General features: G+C 33.8%; 22 protein-coding genes and 1 pseudogene. 6 read left to right on the plus strand and 17 right to left on the minus strand.

The window, feature by feature from the left end; genetic code table 11:
• Positions 1-11: 11 nt before the first annotated feature.
• The 7 genes from ACSYSF_RS04315 to ACSYSF_RS04345 form a co-directional block, all read right to left on the minus strand.
• Positions 12-860, minus strand: a complete 849-nt coding sequence (locus tag ACSYSF_RS04315; protein WP_489868648.1) for a transporter substrate-binding domain-containing protein — start codon at positions 858-860, stop codon at positions 12-14.
• Positions 861-1,147: 287 nt separating this feature from the next.
• Entirely contained in the window at positions 1,148-2,347 is a 1,200-nt protein-coding gene (locus tag ACSYSF_RS04320) for an ABC transporter permease (RefSeq protein WP_489868649.1), read from the minus strand.
• On the minus strand, positions 2,344-3,030 hold the full coding sequence (locus ACSYSF_RS04325; RefSeq protein ID WP_489868663.1) for an ABC transporter ATP-binding protein: 687 nt from the start codon (positions 3,028-3,030) through the stop codon (positions 2,344-2,346). Before ACSYSF_RS04325 ends, ACSYSF_RS04320 begins: the two co-directional genes overlap by 4 nt.
• Positions 3,023-3,310, minus strand: coding sequence for a hypothetical protein (locus tag ACSYSF_RS04330; protein ID WP_489868650.1), 288 nt, complete (start codon positions 3,308-3,310; stop codon positions 3,023-3,025). Before ACSYSF_RS04330 ends, ACSYSF_RS04325 begins: the two co-directional genes overlap by 8 nt.
• Positions 3,276-4,043: an efflux RND transporter periplasmic adaptor subunit gene (locus ACSYSF_RS04335; RefSeq protein ID WP_489868651.1), complete on the minus strand. Its 768-nt coding sequence runs from the start codon at positions 4,041-4,043 to the stop codon at positions 3,276-3,278. Before ACSYSF_RS04335 ends, ACSYSF_RS04330 begins: the two co-directional genes overlap by 35 nt.
• Before the next feature lie 177 nt (positions 4,044-4,220).
• Positions 4,221-5,171, minus strand: coding sequence for an aldo/keto reductase (locus tag ACSYSF_RS04340; RefSeq protein WP_489868652.1), 951 nt, complete (start codon positions 5,169-5,171; stop codon positions 4,221-4,223).
• A gap of 64 nt (positions 5,172-5,235) precedes the next feature.
• Positions 5,236-5,616 (minus strand): DUF2255 family protein, encoded by a 381-nt coding sequence (locus ACSYSF_RS04345; RefSeq protein ID WP_489868653.1) that lies wholly within the window; start codon positions 5,614-5,616, stop codon positions 5,236-5,238.
• 184 nt (positions 5,617-5,800) lie between these two features.
• Here ACSYSF_RS04345 and ACSYSF_RS04350 point away from each other — a divergent pair, with 184 nt between their 5' ends.
• Positions 5,801-6,391, plus strand: coding sequence for a histidine phosphatase family protein (locus ACSYSF_RS04350; RefSeq protein WP_489868654.1), 591 nt, complete (start codon positions 5,801-5,803; stop codon positions 6,389-6,391).
• 117 nt (positions 6,392-6,508) lie between these two features.
• On the opposite strand, the gene ACSYSF_RS04355 is transcribed toward ACSYSF_RS04350, so the two are convergent.
• The 3 genes from ACSYSF_RS04355 to ACSYSF_RS04365 all read right to left on the minus strand — a co-directional run bounded on the left by ACSYSF_RS04355 (position 6,509) and on the right by ACSYSF_RS04365 (position 9,473).
• On the minus strand, positions 6,509-6,943 hold the full coding sequence (locus ACSYSF_RS04355) for a universal stress protein (RefSeq protein WP_489868317.1): 435 nt from the start codon (positions 6,941-6,943) through the stop codon (positions 6,509-6,511).
• Between the two features lie 15 nt (positions 6,944-6,958).
• The gene (locus tag ACSYSF_RS04360; RefSeq protein ID WP_489868318.1) at positions 6,959-8,371 is read right to left on the minus strand and encodes an amino acid permease; all 1,413 of its coding nucleotides are present in this window, start codon (positions 8,369-8,371) and stop codon (positions 6,959-6,961) included.
• A gap of 448 nt (positions 8,372-8,819) precedes the next feature.
• Positions 8,820-9,473 (minus strand): YczE/YyaS/YitT family protein, encoded by a 654-nt coding sequence (locus tag ACSYSF_RS04365; protein ID WP_489868319.1) that lies wholly within the window; start codon positions 9,471-9,473, stop codon positions 8,820-8,822.
• A 176-nt stretch (positions 9,474-9,649) separates the two neighbouring features.
• Here ACSYSF_RS04365 and ACSYSF_RS04370 point away from each other — a divergent pair, with 176 nt between their 5' ends.
• From ACSYSF_RS04370 to ACSYSF_RS04380, 3 genes and pseudogenes are all read left to right on the plus strand, one after another.
• Positions 9,650-10,045: a MerR family transcriptional regulator gene (locus tag ACSYSF_RS04370; RefSeq protein ID WP_489868320.1), complete on the plus strand. Its 396-nt coding sequence runs from the start codon at positions 9,650-9,652 to the stop codon at positions 10,043-10,045.
• A 27-nt stretch (positions 10,046-10,072) separates the two neighbouring features.
• Positions 10,073-10,679: pseudogene (locus ACSYSF_RS04375) on the plus strand (NAD(P)H-binding protein).
• Positions 10,680-10,885: 206 nt separating this feature from the next.
• Entirely contained in the window at positions 10,886-12,163 is a 1,278-nt protein-coding gene (locus ACSYSF_RS04380) for an MFS transporter (RefSeq protein ID WP_489868321.1), read from the plus strand.
• Between the two features lie 91 nt (positions 12,164-12,254).
• On the opposite strand, the gene ACSYSF_RS04385 is transcribed toward ACSYSF_RS04380, so the two are convergent.
• From ACSYSF_RS04385 to ACSYSF_RS04395, 3 genes are read right to left on the minus strand one after another with little or no spacing between them, the layout of a single operon-like run.
• On the minus strand, positions 12,255-13,082 hold the full coding sequence (locus ACSYSF_RS04385; RefSeq protein WP_489868459.1) for an aldo/keto reductase: 828 nt from the start codon (positions 13,080-13,082) through the stop codon (positions 12,255-12,257).
• 57 nt (positions 13,083-13,139) lie between these two features.
• Positions 13,140-13,550: a cupin domain-containing protein gene (locus tag ACSYSF_RS04390; protein WP_489868322.1), complete on the minus strand. Its 411-nt coding sequence runs from the start codon at positions 13,548-13,550 to the stop codon at positions 13,140-13,142.
• A gap of 19 nt (positions 13,551-13,569) precedes the next feature.
• Positions 13,570-13,896, minus strand: a complete 327-nt coding sequence (locus ACSYSF_RS04395) for a carboxymuconolactone decarboxylase family protein (protein WP_489868323.1) — start codon at positions 13,894-13,896, stop codon at positions 13,570-13,572.
• Between the two features lie 144 nt (positions 13,897-14,040).
• Between ACSYSF_RS04395 and ACSYSF_RS04400 the strand changes: the two genes are divergently transcribed.
• Entirely contained in the window at positions 14,041-14,472 is a 432-nt protein-coding gene (locus ACSYSF_RS04400) for a MerR family transcriptional regulator (protein WP_489868324.1), read from the plus strand.
• Positions 14,473-14,475: 3 nt separating this feature from the next.
• Here the strand turns inward: ACSYSF_RS04400 and ACSYSF_RS04405 are convergent, their stop codons facing one another.
• Positions 14,476-15,744 (minus strand): MFS transporter, encoded by a 1,269-nt coding sequence (locus ACSYSF_RS04405; protein ID WP_489868325.1) that lies wholly within the window; start codon positions 15,742-15,744, stop codon positions 14,476-14,478.
• A gap of 102 nt (positions 15,745-15,846) precedes the next feature.
• On the opposite strand from ACSYSF_RS04405, the gene ACSYSF_RS04410 reads away from it, so the two are divergent.
• Positions 15,847-16,749 carry a helix-turn-helix domain-containing protein gene (locus tag ACSYSF_RS04410; RefSeq protein ID WP_489868326.1) on the plus strand — a complete coding sequence of 301 codons (903 nt, stop codon included), beginning with the start codon at positions 15,847-15,849 and terminating at the stop codon, positions 16,747-16,749.
• Positions 16,750-16,817: 68 nt separating this feature from the next.
• Here ACSYSF_RS04410 and ACSYSF_RS04415 read toward each other — a convergent pair whose 3' ends face one another.
• The 3 genes from ACSYSF_RS04415 to ACSYSF_RS04425 form a co-directional block, all read right to left on the minus strand.
• Positions 16,818-17,177, minus strand: coding sequence for a hypothetical protein (locus ACSYSF_RS04415; RefSeq protein ID WP_489868327.1), 360 nt, complete (start codon positions 17,175-17,177; stop codon positions 16,818-16,820).
• A gap of 676 nt (positions 17,178-17,853) precedes the next feature.
• Positions 17,854-19,416, minus strand: coding sequence for a hydantoinase/oxoprolinase N-terminal domain-containing protein (locus tag ACSYSF_RS04420; protein ID WP_489868328.1), 1,563 nt, complete (start codon positions 19,414-19,416; stop codon positions 17,854-17,856).
• A 3-nt stretch (positions 19,417-19,419) separates the two neighbouring features.
• A complete protein-coding gene (locus tag ACSYSF_RS04425) occupies positions 19,420-20,538 on the minus strand; it encodes an S-methyl thiohydantoin desulfurase family protein (protein ID WP_489868329.1) in 1,119 nt (372 codons plus the stop codon).
• Positions 20,539-20,550: the final 12 nt, after the last annotated feature.

Genomic DNA, 20,550 nt, shown 5'->3' on the forward strand with positions numbered 1-20,550 from the left:
ATCAACATTCCTTAATCCTTAATTGTAAAGTTCTTAGAAATGTGAACATTTGGCTTCTTAGTGACGTCAGCACCATAGAACTTTTCAGAAATCTCCTTCAAAGTACCATCTTTCTTAAGTGATGCCAAAGCCTTGTTGACTTTCTTCACTAATTTAGTATTGTCTTTCTTCATCAAGATACCAACACCTGATCCATCATCCTTGGTCTTAAAGTACATATCCTTCTTAATCTTAAGCTCATGATCCTTATCACTTGCCTTTAGGGCTAACTTTTGTAGATAATAATCATTCATAATCAAGTCGGTACGACCATTTTTAACGTCACGCATATATACATCGTTTGAAACGTTATTATAGTTAACAGTTTCAGCACCTAATTGCTTGGCCAAACGTTGGTAACTGGTACCTGACTCACCAGCTGCTTTTTTACCCTTAAGATCCTTCCAAGAATTGATACCTGAATTATCTTTCTTACGAACAACCATACTGTTAAATGAATGCTTATATGGTGTTGATAACGTATACTCTTGCTTACGCTTTGGGGAAATACCAAAATCATTGGCTGCCATATCTGCTTTACCAGTCTTAACAGCCGTCAATTGACCATCCACACTTAATTGCTTGAATTCTACTTTACGGTTCATCTTCTTAGCAACAGCACGAACAATTTCAACATCATAACCGGTTAATTTCTTTGACTTTGAATCATGATATGATGTTGGATAAAGTGTTCCAGAAGTTGCGACAACTAATGGCGACTTATCTTCTGAACTACCATTAACTGATTGCCCATAGCTCGTTAAACATACCCCACCAACTGCTGCGATACCTAAAATCCAACCAACCTTTTTATTAATCATGTCTATTACTCCTTAACAAATATACACCTTAACAAATAAAATATTTTCTAGTTTCAGTATAGTTTTATGTAAGCGCTTTATCAACCGATAATACAGGGTTTTAGCGTTATTAGTGTACCTGATTTGGGACAGATTTTTAGTCAGATTGTTTCCAAAAATAGAGGCCAAAACATATGTGTTCTAACCTCTCTAAATGCCTATTAAAATGTACACATCAACGTATTCCAAAGAGTTGCATTCTCAATATAATCGTTGTCTTTAAAGAGTCTTACATAGTCAATTTGCTACTATCTTAGCGTATCAATTAAATTCTTCTGTGCAGCTAGTCGAGCAGGTAAAATTCCAAAGACAATACCAACACTTGAAGAAATACCAACAGCTAATATAAATGAGCCAACAGAAACAACCGGATGAAATGGCAAAACAACTACCAATAACTTAACAATACTCCAACCTAATATAAAACCTATTAAACCACCTGCTAAAGTCAATGTGATAGCTTCTAATAGGAATTGCGTCATAATATTGGCTGGTTTCCCACCTATGGCCAGTCGGACACCAATTTCTTGTGTTCGCTCTGATACCGAAATATACATCATGTTCATAACGCCAATACCAGCTATGAATAACGAAATGGCCGCAATTGCACTAACAAAATAGGTTAGTGCATTAAACATTTTTTTAATTTTCCTAAGTTCTTTACCAATATCAACATAAGTATATGTTCCCTCATGACGATGTTGACCGTTCTTTTTTAGAAATGTCTTGATACTATTTGCAGTTTTCTTTACATTCACATCCTGTTTCAATATTATCTGTAACGAATCCCCACTTTGAGAACTATTAGATGTCATAAACACTACTTTCGGTAGAATCACATTTACGTTATTATCTAGTAGATTATCTTTTGGATGTTTAAATGTACCGATAATTTCATATGTTTGATTCGATAAATTTATACTCGTCCCTATTGCATTATGACTATTGCCATATTCCTTTTTGGCTAAATTAGCATCAAGTAATGCTTTTGTTTGGCCATTCATATTATCAGATATTGATATATTCTTACCGTCAACAATCTCGTATTTTTGAGAAGCACCTCTAACCAAACCAATACTAAATAAGTGCTCACGATTACCTAAATTACCATTCAAATTAATTGGTGCGCCTAAATTTGAATGATCAATTTTGATGTTTGCAATACTTTGCTTAAAATTATCCTTAATTAAATTAATGTCAACTTGATCAAAGCCTTGCGTATCAACGTTAACACCGTTGTTCGGATAATAATCCATTTCAATGGTCGTATTACCATCAGCCGTTAACTTAAATTGTGACAACATCTTATCTTTTAAACCATTTCCTAATGCCATGATTGTAATAACTGAACTAACACCAATAATAATGCCAATCATCGTTAAAACACTCCTTTTAGGATTTGTTTTTAATGATTGCCATGCCGTTTTCACTAATTCCCAGAAAATCATGAATTTATCACCTTTTCATCAGATATTATTTCGCCATCTAAAATTTTAATTAATCGATTCGCTTGTTGGCCAATCTTTTCATCATGCGTAACCATAACAACTGTTGTATTCTCTTCTTTATTTAACATCTTGAATATTGCCATAATTTCTGATGACGTTTTACTATCAAGTGCACCAGTTGGCTCATCTGCAATCAAAAATTTGGGTTTAGAAATAATTGCCCTTGCAATAGATACACGCTGTTGTTGACCACCGGAAAGATTTTTGGGCAACTTTTTTTCAATACCTTCAAGGCCAACTTGACGCAAAACTTCAACAACTCGTTTTTGGATGTTTTTTCTTTTAGCACCTGCATATAAAAGTGGTAAACCAACATTTTCTTGGACAGTTAAATTATTGATTAATTTAAAATTCTGAAAGATAAAACCGACAGTCTGATTACGCAATTCAGCAAACTTCTTTCGTTTGTAATTGTGAATCGGTAATTCATCATAAAAATAATGGCCATCAAACTCATCATCTAAAAAGCCAATCACATTAATTAATGTTGATTTACCAGAACCTGATTGCCCCATTATAGTAACAAATTCTCCGGCCATAATTTCTAAATTAATATCATGTAGAATTGATACTTGCTCATTCCCTTGTTGGTAGCATTTATTAATGCCAACTAACTTAATTATTGACATTAATCTTTTCTCCATCATACAATTTTTTATCGGGGTTAATAATTATTCGTTGGCCCAACCGTAGACCTGATTCAACTTTATAATGACCATTTTCTTTTTTGCCATTAATTCGGTTAAAACACACTTGATGTTGTTTATTAATTACAAACACACCCTGATTTTGAATGCTAGACATTGGAATAACAAGATTATTTTGTTTTACCATTGCCCTAGCTGTTTGTCCATTTATAAATTTACCTTTAATTAGGTGCTGTAAATTCATATTTTGCTTCATTTGCTTTACTTGCTGAAGCTGGTTGAGCTGAAATAAAATCAATATTAGTTTTGCACTTTTCATGAGATGCTAATGCAGTCACGTTTAGTTCGGTATTATGTTGTACTCGTGAATAGTCATATTCTGAAACTTGAGCCGTAAATTTTAAATTATTTGAATACACCCTCAATGCTGGTTTACCGTTGTTCCCATAAGTAACTTTCAAGGTACCAGCAAAAGGCGCAACGACACTCACATGTAATTTACTTTGTAATCGTTGTTGTTTTATTCGTGATGCTACTAAATTTGCATTTAAATCATCATAGTTTGTTTGAGCTACATTTAATTGTTGTTTCGTTTCCAAATTATCACTATCTAGCTGCTTTTTTAGATCATCTAACTCGTGTTTAGCAATGACCACTTTTTGTTGCTGTTTGCTAATATCTCGATTAATATCATCAATACGATGTTGCGTTTCTTCACTGTGCATCGTTATCAATTGTTGACCTTCGTTAACATGTGCCCCATTCTCGACAAACACTTGTTTAACTTTACCTGTTGGTAATGCTATTTTTTGTTGCTTCGTTGCTTGAATCTTCCCAGTAATAACAAACGGTGCCCCTGTCTTAACCGTGCCTATTTTATATGACCTTTGTGCATCTTTAGTATTATTTTTACTGAAAATAATACCTACCAGACCAATTAAAACTACTAACAAAATAGCTATAAGCATTATCTTATTTTTACGTGCCATATTTCTTTCCTTATTTAGTTTAGTGATTGTTCTAAACAAATGAACTCTAAATAGGATTATAGCAAAGAAATTTTTGAAAACTTAATCTTAATAAACTTAAATTTTAACGTGAATTAAAAACTCCGTGCTGATCACACGGAGTTAAAATGTAAAATATTTAATTATACTAACTAAGGATTAAACCATCGCATTTTCCCAGCCAGCTTGCGTATCAACATCTACCTTACGAGCTGCCTCTTCTAACTGCTCCATCTCTTCGACTGACAATTTATGTGTAGCCGCTCTTTCCTCAGATTCAATATACTTTGCTTTAGTAACACCAACAATTGGCAATGTTCCCTTTTGAATCGCCCAAATCGTTGCTACTTCAGCAATTGAAAGTTGTTGTTTATCACCAATTTCACGCATAACATTTGTTAATTGTTCGATTTGTGGTAAAAACTTGTTATAACTGGTAGCACGATCACTACCTTCTGGCAATGGATTTTCTGTATTGTACTTACCAGTTAAAGCACCTTGCTCCAACACCATGTATGAGAAAAAGGTAATATCATTATCCTGACAATACTTTAAAATACCTGCGTCTTCAGAAGAACGATACAACAAACTATAATGGTTTTGCACAGCATCTAATTTAATGCCTTCAGCACCTAGTATTTCTTGGGCACGTTTAATTTGTTCTAGGTTATAGTTAGAAACACCAACATGCTTGACCTTACCACTTTTCACTAATGGAATTAAAACGGGTGTCCACTTTTCAACATCAGCTGGATTATGAATCCAATACATATCGACGTAGTTTGTATGCAAACGTTCAAGACTACCTGCTAACATATCTTCTGCTGGATGCTCACCTCCATTTTCCAATTGTGGTGTAAATTTTGTTGATAGTAAGTACTGATCACGAGGATAATCTGCCAACAAATTTCCTAAAATCTGCTCAGAATTACCAACACCATAAGCATAAGCTGTATCCCATAGATTAAATCCTTTGGCCATGGCTTCTTTAACTACTGGCTTTAAAGCCGCTTCGTCTAAATTATTACCAAAGACCTGATCGCCACCGTTACCACCGATTCCCCAAGACCAAGTTCCTAACGCAATTTGAGGTTTATTTAATTCTGTCATTACAATTCCTCCTATCCTATTCTTTCAAACTCGTAGTTATTGCATTTTCGCAAACTTATATAACTTAACGAGGTGAAATTTTAACTGTTGCGCTAACCGGCCCTGACTCTAACATAGGTGCTAGATATGGACTATCCGCATACTTTGTTTGATAAGCTTCGCTAACTTTTTTATCTAATTCTGAATCACCAGCAGCGCTTTCAAAAACTGCTTCAAATTTCTCACCAGCTAATTTAATTTTACCAGCATTTTGAGTAATAGCTGATTGATACCAACGGGAATTCTTACCATTGTAGGCACGACTATACAAATTACCATCTACTACTACTGACCAAATCCAAGTTGGCGTACCGTAAGTTTTTCCATCACTGTAAAAAGGTGAAACATGCATATCATCTGCTGTTGAAAACTTTGCTAATTGATCTTTTGTCCATTGCTTTGCCATTTTCTTAAACTCCCTTTTTAGTTGATAAAATACTTCTGTACTTCACCTTCTATTATAAAAAGAATTGTGATACATGTTAAATGTTTCGTTTTAGTCATTTATAAATATTATTTTACAATAACCTTGACCTAAGCTATATTAAAATCAAAACAGAGCTATCAATATTATAGGAGGGTGATTAACCATGAAAGAACTCTATTTAATGCGACATGGTCAGACATTATTTAATCAATTACATCGCATTCAAGGTGCTAGCGATTCACCACTCACTCAGCAAGGTATTAACGATGCCAAAGAAGTTGGCCGTTATTTTAAAGAACATGATTTAAAATTTGATCATGCGTATGCGTCTACCCAAGAACGTGCCTCAGATACGCTTGAAAATATTGTTTCACAACCATATACCAGAGTCAAAGGTATAAAAGAATGGAATTTTGGTGTGTTTGAAGGTCAAAGTGAACAACTAAACCCACAAGATGATTCTGAACGCCATTCATATGGTGATTTTTTCCTACAATTTGGTGGTGAATCAGATTTACAAGTACAGAAAAGAATGAACCGCACACTAACTAAAATTATGGAAAAGCCTGATCATAATCGTGTCCTCGCGGTTAGTCATGGTGGAGCTTGTTTTATGTTTTTACAAAAATGGTTACCGTATGAAGAAATACAAGAACGAGTCACAAACTTCCATAATTGTTGTATTCTAAAATTCACCTATTCATCAAATACTGGTTTTACTTTCATCAAAACGATAAATGTTAAAGACCTATAAAGTACAAAATCGTCGAGACAAAGACCGTTATCTTTATCTCGACGATTTTTTATTTATGACAATTACAATTATAGAAAAGGATTAAAGAATTGCCCATATTCTTTCCTACTACGCCAATTATTTAACAACTAAGACATCAACTTCTGAATGCCCAACAATATAACTAGTATGTGATCCCTGTAGCATTTTTTCAACTGCATTAGCACCCGTACTACCAACCACAATCAAGTCACTCTCTAATTCTTCTGGTAAAGTCTTAGCTAAACTAGTTTTGACATTACCGATAATGGTATCTGCAAAGACATCAACTTCTTCGTCTTCATTAGCTGCTTTATCTAGATATACAACGACTTTTTCGTGCGCTTGCTTTGCTAAATCTTGATAAAAATCCTCGCTAACACCAAATGATGAATCCATACCACGATCACGGTTAATTACCCAAGCAACATGTAAATCTGCGCTCAAATTTTTTGCTAATAAAAAGGCAACTTCAAATGCACGATCAGCTTGTTCAGAACCATCTACACCAACTAAGATATGTTTATAGGTCATAACGATACTCCTTTTTTAGAATTTTAGATCAGCATGACGCTTACCATAACTAAAGTATATAACTAATCCGATTGCTAACCAAACTAAGAAACGTAACCATGTCTCCCAATTCAAACCGGCAATCAAAACAATACAGAAGGCAATAGCAATCAATGGTGTAAATGGTACCCAAGGCGCCTTGAAACCACGGTGCAAATCAGGCTTAGTACGACGCATAATCATGACACCAGCTGATACTAAAATAAAGGCAGTTAAGGTTCCAATATTAACCAATTCTGACAAAATATTTAAGTTAATAAAGCCACCTGCTAGAGCGGTAATAATGCCAAAGAACCAAGTTCCCTTAAATGGTGTTTGGTGCTTTTCATCAACATGACCAAAGAATTCTGGGAACAAACCATCACGAGACATTGAATAACTAATACGTGATTGTCCATAAAGTTGAACCAAAATAACTGTTGTCATACCAAAGATGGCTCCTAAACTAACAATCACTGATAGCCAAGTTTGACCAGTCTTTGCTAAAACAGCTAGGATTGGTGCGTTCAAATAATTCTCAAACACATTATACTTAACAACACCAGTCATAATCAAAGTCATGAGAATGTAAAGCACTGTAGAAATTACCAAAGAATACAAAATTCCTCTTGGCAATGTTTTACTAGGATTTATGGTTTCCTCAGCACTTGATGAAACGGAATCAAACCCAATAAACGAGAAGAAAACAATGGAAGCAGCTGGAATAATACCAGTTGCAACCCCATCCGTGTGAGAATACAAACCAAATGGACTAAATGGATGCCAATTTCCTGGCTTGATAAACCAAACCGTGCAAACAATGAACAAGATGATAACAGCTAATTTAATGATTACCATCGTATCGTTAACACGCTTGGTTTGTGTAATACCAATTGAGATAATCCAAGTAATAACTAATACAATGACAAAGGCTGGTAAGTTAAAGTACGTGGTAACACCAGGTGTCGTTCCAGCAGCAGCTGTCAGCGCTGTCGGTATATGAATCCCCATATTATCAAGCAAATTAACAAAATAACCAGACCAACCAACGGAAACTGTTGCCGCACCTAAGGCGTATTCAAGAATTAAATCCCACCCCATGATAAACGCAATAATTTCACCAAATGCGATATATGAATACGTATAAGCAGATCCAGCAACTGGAGCCATTGATGCGAATTCAGCGTAACACAAACCAGCAAACCCACAACAGATAGCAGCTATCAAAAATGAAACCGACAAAGCCGGCCCAGCTGTTAACGCTCCTTTACCAGTTAGAACAAAAATTCCAGTACCGATGATCGCCCCAATTCCTAAGAAGGTTAAATCCCAAGTACGTAACGTTCTCTTTAACGGGGAGGCATTTTTAGTCAGCTCGTTAACGTCTTTCTTTCGAAATAATGATGACATACCCTTTCTCCTTTTCTAATTGAATTTTAATGAGTTTACCACCATAAAAATATTTTGTAAAACTAAAAGTGAATTTTATTCAATTAAATTCAATTAAAGTTCGTGTTTTAGTTTGGATATGAAAACGTTTACTATATTATAGTACCCTATTAAATCATTTAAAATAAATTAAAAACAATATAATAATTATTCATATAGAATTGTCAAAAAATATTTAATTTTTTTCAGCCATATTTTAGTATCTATCAAAATTGTGCTATTTTGAATTTTTGTTTTACGATTCTTTGAGCATAAATTAGTTTTCGATTAGAATAAGATTGGATGTTTTATAATTAACATGTAAGGAAAGCTAACGAATTTTGTTAAAATGGACATAAGATTGGGGTAAAATGATAGTTTTTACGACATAATAAAAGTCTCAAAAGTAACCACCTTTGAGACATGCGATTTATTTTGAAAAAATTTGTTTATACAACGAAACAATTTTACCAACCAATAAAGCCGATAAAATAGTACCTTCACGAATACCAATCAGAGAATGAAATACTAGTAGAGAAATTATTAAAGCTATAATAACCATGCTCACATCAACCCAGATTTTAGTAACGGGAAATGACTTTTTAGTCCCAATAGCAATTGCCTTTGCTAACCCTTCTCCTGGTAAAATAATTGAATGAGATGAAACCTCACAAAAAACACCAAAAGCTAAAATAATAACACTGAGCAATGTTAATAATAATTTAAATAGATAATTATCTGGCTTAATAAAAGAAAAGACAAACATAAAAAAATTTATAAAGAAACCGAATAAGCAGCCAGGAATAACTTGTAAAATATTGATCCAAGAAAATTTTTCTTTCAAAAAAATAGGCTCAATCGCAACAATTAAAAACATAAATATAATTGTCCACGTGCCAATGGATATTGGGAAAATAAAGCTTAAAACGTTAGGGATACTTGCAATTGGGGATGTCCCCAATTCGGCTATTTTTGATAATGCTACACCCGCTGCCATAAAAATTAATCCAATAATAAGTATAACGATGTTTTTTAACGTAAACGCCTGTTTTAAAGGGTTTTGAGGTATTTCATTTTTCAACATCAGTCTATAATCTCCTTCGAAACAATATAAATAAACAATGCTATTGTACAATAATTTATCCTATAACAATTGCTAAATTATTATATATAACAGCACAATTAACACTTTTATAGCTTGTGTTAAAGTTAACTCAAAGGTATAAAATGACGATAATCATAAATGTTAGGAGAAAACATTTGAATATTAAAGAAGCAAGTCAAATTAGCGGCATTTCTGCCGATACAATTCGCTATTATGAAAGAATCGGCATTGTGCCACCGATTAAACGAAATGAAAATGGTATTCGTAATTTTGATGAAGAAGATTTAAAGTGGCTATCATTTAGTCGATCAATGCGTAATGCAGGTGTTTCGATTGAATCATTAATTGAATACATTAAATTATTTAGTTTAGGAGATAAATCCATTAACGCTCGTATCAGTCTATTGCAAGAGCAGAGCAACAAATTAGCCAATAAAATCGATGAATTATTCCAATCTAAAAAAAGACTTGATTATAAAATTAGTAGTTATCAAAACCATTTATTAAAAGCGGAACAAAGTTTACGCCCCTTTGATAAGCATGAAACTTAACCTGACAAATATAGGAGAAAAATTAACATGAAAAATATATTAATTATTGGTGCAACTGGTACTGTTGGCAAAGCAACCCGACAAAAACTATTACAAAATACTGATTTTCATCTGACTTTATTTGCTAGAAGTGCTGATCATATCAAAACAATACCCGAACGTGAAACAACCATTAGCTGCTGATGTTAACAATTAAGCGGATTTGATGCAAGCAATGACTAATCAAGATATTATTTTTGTCTCTTTGAGTGGTAATTTACCAAGTCTTATTAAAAATATCATCAATGCCATATCTAAGCTTAATTTACAACGAATTATTTTTATCGCTTCGATGGGCATCTATAATGAAATACCAGCCGAAATTGGTATACATGGTAATTTAAAGTTTAATCCCATGTTGTCTACCTATCGTGGAGCTGCAGATTTAATTGAAAATTCAACTTTAGACTACACTATCGTTAGGCCAGGTTGGTTTGATCATGGTGACGAGAATTATGAAACAACCACCAAAAGTCAACCATTTGGTGGCCATGATGTTGCCATTAATAGTATTGCTGATTTTGTTACCAAATTAATGATTAATGATGATTTTGGTCATAGAGAAAACTTTGGTATAAATCGACCCCTATCCTAAAATCATTGCCATATAAAGGCTATAAAAATAAAATAAGTTTCGGCAGTTAACATATCATTTAACTGTCGCTTTTTTATAGTTTAAAATTTTCCGAATAAATTAAAATTAAGTGATATTTATAAATGCTGATAAATCAATTGACAGAGAAGTTATATGTGACTATTATTAAAAACAAAATATTTGTACAAGAAAGAAGGTAGCCAGATATGCAAAACTTTAACGAACGGCAAATTACTGCTAACATTATCAAGGGTTCTCTAGGCAACATGATTGAATGGTTCGATTGGTATATCTATGCATCATTCACTGTTTACTTCGCCCCATCCTTTTTTCCAAGTACAAATCAGACAGCAGAACTCCTAAGTGCAGCTGGTGTTTTTGCGGTTGGCTTCTTAATGCGGCCATTAGGAAGTTTCATCATGGGAAAGTTCGCTGACATTCGTGGTCGTCGCGCCGCCTTATCTGTATCAGTTACGATTATGGCTACTTGCTCATTAATTATTGCTGTGATTCCAAATTATAACACAATTGGTATCTTTGCCCCCATCGGCTTGGTGCTAGTCCGAATGATTCAAGGACTCTCACTAGGTGGTGAATATGGTATTTCTGCTACTTATTTATCAGAAATGGCATCACCAGAACGAAGAGGTTACTATGCTTCTTTTCAATATGTGACTCTAATTAGTGGTCAACTCGCCGCTCTGGCAATTCAAGGAGTGTTACAATTCTTTCTTAGTGAATCACAACTTCAAACGTGGGGGTGGCGTATTCCTTTTGTGATTGGGGCATTAGGCGCAATTTTAGTTATGTATCTGCGACTATCAATGGATGAAACACAACAATTTGAAAATGCCAACCAAGAAGATAGCAAAGAATCACGTGGTTCATTCCAAAAATTAATGCAATATCCTGGTCCAGTATTTACTGTTATTGGTTTGACATTCGGGGGTACCATTGCTTTTTACACGTATACTACTTACATGCAAAAATATATGATCAATACGCTAGGATTACCAAATCAAATTGTTACGACAATTAATTTCGTTGCGCTATTCATCTTTATGGCTATTCAACCACTATTTGGCACTATCTCAGATAAAATCGGTCGTAAACCCCTCCTATATTGGTTTGGTATTATGGGAACACTGTTAACAGTCCCAATTTTTATTGGGTTAAAATACGTTTCAAGTCCAGTTATGGTCTTTTTGCTTATGCTAGCCGGTTTATTAATTGTTAGTGGCTACACATCAATTAACGCCATTGTTAAAGCAGAAATGTTTCCAACTGAAATCAGAGCATTAGGAGTTGGATTACCATATGGATTAACTGTTGCCATTTTCGGTGGTACTGTTGAATATATTGCACTATGGACCAAAAGTATTGGTCACGAGAATATCTTCTTCTTTTACGTTTCTTTTGCCATTCTAGTAAGCTTAATAGTTTATGTGCGTATGCTAGAAACTTCCAAAAACTCACAGCTATAAAATTAATTTATATTGACTAAATGCATAAACAAGGCACCACTTAACTTTTTAGTTTTCAGTGGTGCCTTGTTTATTGTATTTAAAAATGACGCTATTGTTTATTTGTTTTATCAAAAACTGGGAAGGCATTTGCATCCCCATAACTGTCAATTTGATTAGCTTGCTTTAATATCTGCATATCTTCAAAACTAATTTCAAAGTCCAATTTTGTATTATCAATGATATGGCTTGGTGTCACTGACTTAGGTAGTGGTAATAACCCTAATTGTAAACAATATTGTATACATAATTGAGCCACACCCACTTGGTATTTATCAGCCATTTTTGTTAATTCGGGCTTATTTAAAATAGCACCATGAGCTACTGGTGAATAAGCCTCTACCAAAATATCATTTTGCTGACAATATTTAATTAAATCAAATGGTGTATTTGAAACATGTGTTAATACTTGATTTACCATTGGCTTAATGCGGCCATTTTTCACAATATTATCTACATCCGCTTGTTCAAAGTTTGAAACACCAATTGCTCTAATTTTACCAGCATCATAGGCTTCTTCTAAAGCTTGCCATGCGGCCAAATTACCCGCAAAATAATGTTCACCATTACGAAAATCATCCCAAGGTTGTGGTGCACGAATAATCATCATATCCAAATAATCCAAACCTAAGTCCTGCAATGATTGATCAATGGTCCTTTTAGCTTCATTGTAGTTTTTGATTTCTGCAGCTAATTTCGTTGTCACGAAGATATCCTCACGAGGTACTGATGATTCACGAAGTCCCTCACCAACACCTTTCTCGTTACCATATGTTTCAGCTGTATCAATATGTCGATAACCCGCATCAAGAGCTGCCTTCACTGGTTCTTTAACTTGATCATTATCAACTAGCCATGTACCAAAACCTAACTTAGGTATTTTAACTCCATTTGCTAATGTATACGTCTCTGTTAAACTGTCATCGTTAACCTCACTTTAGTTTGTTAATTGATTATATTCGTCATCCGTTACCGATTCTAACCACTCAGAATCACCGGTTGTAATCGCTAAGTGACTAAACCATGGATTCTTAGTTGCCCCATGCCAATGCTTAATCCCATCATGGGCAATCACAACATCTCCTGGATTTAGTAATTGTGCTGATTTCCCTGCTTCTTGATACCATCCTTGACCACCCGTCACTAATAATATTTGACTTCCATCATGATGAATATGCCAATTATTACGACAACCTGGTTCAAAAGTAACATTACCAACTGGCACACTCACGTCATCACCTGGTGTTACCAATGAATTATTATAACTTTGACCGATAAAATATTGTGAAAAAGCATCATTCGTAGGTCCAGTATCAAATACCCCAGGTTGTTCAATTTCTTTAGTCATTTTATTATCCCCCTAACAGTTAATCTGTTACATGCCAAATGTCTTTAGCACGATTAAATGCAGACCATGCTTTTGGCCAACCGACATAAAAAGCAAGATGTGTAATTTCGGCAGCTATCTCTTCATGTGTAATACCATTATTTTTACCAATCTGTAGGTGCGTCGCTAATTGTTCAGTGTTTCCCATTGCAATTAATGCAGCAATCGTCACTAATGAACGATCATGGGCACTTAACTCATCTTCTTTACTCCATACTTCACCAAATAATACGTCATCATTAAGATGTGCAAATTGAGGTGCAAACTCACCTAATTGCTCTTGACCAGCTGTTTGTTTCTTTGCCATGAAAATAACCCCCAATCTAAATTTCATATGACACCATAAGTCTAATACCTAAAGTTCACTTTAAGTCAATAAACTTTATAATTATTTCAAAATCAAATAAATCTGTATAATAATTATTAAAGTCAACTATAAGGAGTTTTGCAAATGACTATTGACAAACATTATAATATTGGTGAATTTAGTCAACTAACTGGCTTACCAACATCTACTCTTCGCTACTATGAACATGAGCACTTAATCAAACCAAATCGTGCATCAAATGGTCATCGATACTATACAAAAGATGACATTGATTGGTTACGTTTTTTGAATCATTTAAAAGGAACTGGTATGAGTATTGCTGATTTGAAAAACTATATTTTTTTGCGTGAACAAGGGGATGAAACTATTCCCCAACGATTAGCGTTACTCAAAGAAACCAAAGCAAACTTTTTAGAACAATTTAAAGAAATTCAACAACATCTACAAATTTTAAACGACAAGATTAACTGGTATGAAGCTAAAGAAGCCGGTGTTATTTCAGATTCCGAAAAGTTTAAGACGTATCTTGAAAAATTAGGTCATGAAAATTATTAATATTTAATTTTGTAATTCTGTGTCTGACTTGATAACTTTTAACAAATAAGGCATACCAATAATCATAATTGACAACCATATAATACCTGCTAATAAGTAAATAATCGAACCATTAGTTGTTTGCTCAAAAATAAATGTAAATACTAATGTGCCAATTGGCATAATAATTGTACAAGCCGTTGTCATAATTGTCGTTACTCGTCCCAAAATATGTGTCGGTGTTGTTTTTCGAATGTTAACTTGTGTTGTTATATTTAACATGGCAACGCCAAATCCACCTATAAACATAATGATAGAACCGAGTATCCCAATTAGATTAACGTTTTTTGTTTCAATTAATAATATTCCCAACAACATAAAGTAGAAACTACAAATGAATAATGGGGTAACAATTTTAAATTTTTCTCCCTTATTATCTGGCCAAAAGTTCAGCAATAAGGCTGCAATGATACCTCCGATTGCGTTAAAGGTATCCAAAACACCAATCAAATTATTGCCTAATTTTAATTGTGTATTAATAATATATGGTAAACCAATATTGATTGCAGAAAAAATGAAATTTAAAAATACAGCGACAAGAATTAGTGTTTTAATTAATGGACGTTTGAATATATAAATTATTCCCGCTTGAAATGTTTTTAATGAAGACTTCTCTTCACTCACATTTTCAACTTGGATTCCTTCATCATAATAAAAATGCATCGTTGTCACAATTAATATCGATAATAACAATGCTCCCATTGATAGCCAGACAAAAATTTGAAATCCGAAAACAGCATATAATCCAACTCCTAATGTAGGCGCTAAAATATTTGATAGTGAGTTGGCACCACTTGTTAATGAACTTAGTTGATGTATTTTCCCATCATTAACTAATTCATGAACAGATGCAGCATACGCTGTACTAGAAAAGACAGTTGCAATGGTGTTCACTGTGACAAAAACGATCACTGGAATAAATTTGAACATACCCGTGAAATGGTTAATTGTAAAGACTAAAAATAACAATAGTATTATCCGAGTCAACATGCTTGTAATAATAATTTGTTTATGTGGTAATCGATCCGTTAAGTTACCTATGGGTACCATAAATAGCAAACTAATAACAGGTCCAATAGCCAATTCAACACCAAAACTTAATGCTGAATGCGTTTGATTCAATAGCATAAGTCCAAGACCATAGGTAAACATATTACTACTTAGCGAACTGATAAAATTAGTTAATACGTCTTTAAAAATTTGTTTGTTTGAAGCTTGTGTACTAATTGTCATTTTTATCTCCTTTTGTAACTTGTAATTTAACTTTATCAACAAATTGAGAGATAATATGATTAATCAGGTTGCAAATATGCAACATACTAATAGGAGAAAAATATGAATAAACTTGGCCCTACTATTAAAAAAATACGTATTATTAAAGGGTTATCCCAAAAACAGGTGTATGCAAATATTATTTCACGTTCATTTGCAAATAGATTCGAAAATGGTACTAATGATATCCAAGCTGAAAAATTTTTAATTATTCTCGATAATCTAGGGATTTCACCATCTGAGTTTCAGTATATAAATAATGATTATGCTTTGCCAACCACAGAGCAATTATTAGCTAAAATAGATTACTTATATGAAACACATGCATTCAAAACCCTATCAAATTGGCTGCAACAAAATAAAGAATCTCACAATGTTCGAATACAGATTGTCAGTGGTTATGCGGAAATACTATTAGCTTCTTATAGTTATCACCATTTTCCATTATCAAAAAACATTAAAATATTAATGTACCATTTGTTAAACGAAAAAAATTGGACCCTTCAAGAAATTAAGATGATTAAAATTTTAATTCCAATTATTGGAACTCACGAACAATTTAATATTGATGTTGAAACAATTACCAAACTTATTGAAGAAAACTGTCAAAATTATCTAACAAAATACGCAGATCCCTTTCAAATTTCTAATGAATTAATCAACTACTATGGTGTTGTTCTACAAAATTATTTAAATACTAAAAATTATCGAGACGCATATAATTTTCGGGACAAATTTAACTTGGATGAACTTTTTTTAGATTGGAACGGACATGTTTCTCAACTACTATGGTTAGCTATTTGGGACTTATATTTCGGTGATTTTAAAACAGGCAAAGAAACTATTACTAAAATAATTAACTTTAAATCAATGTTCAAAAAAAGTTTTTCATTGAATATTGACGCAATATTCAAAGTTCGTTTAGCTGATTCAAAAGCTTATCGTGCAGCAACACAAAATGGTTAAATTAAGGTATATAAAAATCATGGACTTCGGTACGGTGTTAATCGTATCAAAGTCCATGATTTATTTTATTAATTCACCTTAATTTGATTTAACATAACATTAACTTGCTTGATTCTATTAGCCTTTTGGTTAATATAACTTAACAATTGTTCATTATTGACGTATTGGTTCATTTCATCACCGTTTGAATGGATAATAAAACTGCGAAAATCAACACCATTTTGATTAATTTTAAAATAGTTAGGTGGTAAGTTTTTTTCTGCATCCGTAATATCTTTATTCGGCCAAACCAATTTACGACCATCGGCCAAATCATCAATTTGCCAACCAACTGATTTGTCAGAAAGCTCTTGCCAGCGCTCAATTGATGTCCTGTTTATCCCATAATAAATAATGGCAGCATAGTACAATTTCTTATTATTATGCAATTGTTCTATATTAAATTTATAGACAACATTAATTGGTTTTTTCGCTTTTTTGACGTTAAAGTGTTAGATTTTAATAACTGTTTCCCACTTTTATGTCTTAAGGTGTTTTTACTAATCAATATTAGCTGAGGATTATGACCACTTTCATTCATTAAATAATAACTTGTATATGAACGATACTTTATTTTTGTACTATCATATTCTGGCACAATAACTGTTCTATTTTGTAGCTGTCCTTTTGAATTTGCAAGTAATGGTGTTTTATCATCAATACCAACTTCACGAAGCTTGATATAATATTGATTTTTAGTATGTGGTTTAGCAGAAATAGCAATATCCGAATTACCTTGTGTTGCATTTTTAATGTATTTTTGGACCTCTTGTGGCGTTTTTTACACTTTTTGATTTATTTCAAAAAAGTCATTTATAACCTGTTCATACTTTTCCTTTTTGATTATGACGATAAAAAACGAAACTAATCACAGAAATGCAAGCCAAACATAATATTATGAATACGTAAATTTTATAATGTCGTCTCATTGTATTTCTCCGATTGTTATAAATTCTACCGTATGATAATTTATAAATACGAAGAAATACATTTTAAAATTATTTCATACACAAAAATTAGGTTGAGAAGATAGAAACTCTCTCAACCCAATTTGACTTTGTGCAACTAATTTAACACCTGTGCATCGCCCACAACTTTTACTTTAACCTTTGTCGTATCTCCTGGAGCATAAGATAATGGAACCTCTGAAACCTCCACGACCTCTAACGTATCCGACAATGCGCCAGCACTAACCGCACGTTCTGAGGCAAGTTTAGTAGCATCATCCAAAGCTTCTTTTCTTGGAATTTCAACATACTGATACATCTTTTCGAACTCGCCACCTATTTGAGCAATCGTAGCACCGATTGCGTTTGCGACACCACCGAATTCATTTGTGTGTGTATGAGCAACTCCCTCTAAATCTTTAGGCGAAATAATTGATCCACCACCCACAAGAATAAGATTAACATCTTCAGAACTTGTCTTCATTTGATCAATACCATCTTCGATAGTGAGTTTAATAAAATTCACTGCCTTTTCAGCATCTTCTTTCGTTATATCAGATACTAAACTAGCATCACCAACTTCTGCCATACCTAGGCGAACTGCAATATCTGTTGCAGTTGTTACGTTACCACCAAACACTTTAGCTTTTTCTGTAATTTGGTAACCAACACTATCTGGTCCAACCGTTATCGACCCATCTTCATGTTGATGAACAATACTACCACCACCAATACCAACTGAGAAAATATCGGGCATTCTAAAATTAGTTTCAACACCACCAACTACAACTGCCTTAGATGATTCTCGAGGGAAGCCATTAACTAACGCACCAATATCCGATGTTGTACCACCAATATCCAGTACTAACGCATTCTTTTGATTAGAAAGATAAGCAGCTCCTCTAATACTATTTGTTGGCCCACTACCAATTGTAAGAATAGGATACTGTTCAGCGTAGTCTAGAGCCATCAATGTCCCATCATTTTGACATAAATACTTATTGGCATCTGCAATATTCTCTGACAATAACGCCTTTGCAAAGCCAGTTGTCACCTTTTTAATCACTTTAAATAATGCTGTATTTAAAATAGTAGCATTTTCACGTCCAATCAAGCCAACTGATCCAATTTCCGCTGACTTTGAAACCGGAAAATCTTGACCATAAATTTCCTGAATGAAATCAATAACTTTTTGTTCTTGATCATCATTAATTGAAGAAAATACACCAACAACAGCAATGCCATCAACTTTGCCTTGCCAATCTTTTAACACTTCACGAACTTCATCCTCATTAAATGGTGATAGAATGTCACCGTTGAACTCATAACCACCATGTACCAAAGCATAAGTACCAGACAAAGTTTGAACAATATCCTCTGGCCATTCGGTATACGGTATTATTGAAGCAGTTGCAGGATACCCAATTCTTAAGACACCAACCTGACCCAGATTTTTTCTTTCGACAATCGCATTCGTAGCTTGTGTAGTCCCTAGCATTGCTTGACTGATTTTAGTAGGATCTACTTGACTATCTTCAATAACGGTATGGATAGCTGTACCAATACCTTCTTGAATATCATCAGTTGTATGCGTTTTTGTATAAGCAATAACATCCAATTTTTCATTTAAAATAGCAGCATCCGTATTGGTACCACCAACATCAATCCCTAATTTATACATTAATTATTGCACCGATCCTTTCTGTTCTTGGTAATTGGCATATCGCTCTTCAATTGGTACATAATCGACATCATATTTGAAATAACGTGGCCCTACCAAATCAATGCCATCTTTAGTTCGCCATTTTTCATTGGCAGGTAAACCAACGACATGAACACGCTTACCATAACGAGCTTCCTCATTAGTAACAGGTTGTAAAGTATCAGCATCAATCATCATTATTAAATCGGGTGCTGTTGCTAAAACATAATCATCAACTTTCATAATAATGTTTTCGTTCTGGAATGAAATTTTACCTGTCTCATCAGCATCTTCACCTAAACCTTGAATAGTTGTTGTTCCATAATTAAAACCACCTTCAGTGACATGGGAAATGTCAACGATTTTACCACTCATCAAACGATAACCCTTAGTCAAAGATAGCAACGTTTTTAACGCTTCATCAATAGAGCTAAAATCATTAGCATTTTGAATCAATTCGCCAATTTCTTGACAGAAAGTCATGATATTAACAACACCAGCTTCTCCTAATTCTTTAGCAGTCATGCCATCACTAGCACTTGTAGAAGATGCTCCCATCTGTACGGTAATATTTCGACCAATTTTTTCAGCCCATACAGAATCCACAGTATTCACTAATGATGTATTACCACGTTCATCAGTTAGTACCATTGGTGTTACTGGATGACCAGCTAAAACAAAAGTAGACATCTGTAACTCTGGAAATGCTCGTCCCATACCATCAACATCCAATACAGGTAATCCCATCTTAGCTGCAGCTACAATCGGCATCATTGAATTAATACCACCAGCTTCTACTGGAAAAGTGCCATAAATTTTTTTACCAGCATATTGTTCAAACATTGAAAATGAACGTTCAAATTCACTACCATTTGGAAACTTTTCCATCGCAACAGCAGGTGCACCAATCATTGATGCAGAAACAAAAAAAGCCTCGTCTGGTACTTCATCAGGTGATAGTAATGTCACCGGACCATGTTCTTTCACAGCAGAAATAGCCATCATCTTCCCAATATATGGATTGCCACCTCCACCTGATCCTAGTAAGGCTGCACCAATTGCAATTTGTTTGATTTCTTTGACACCAATTTGACGACTCATTTATATTTTCTC

Source organism: Weissella sp. ESL1139, assembly GCF_058506735.1.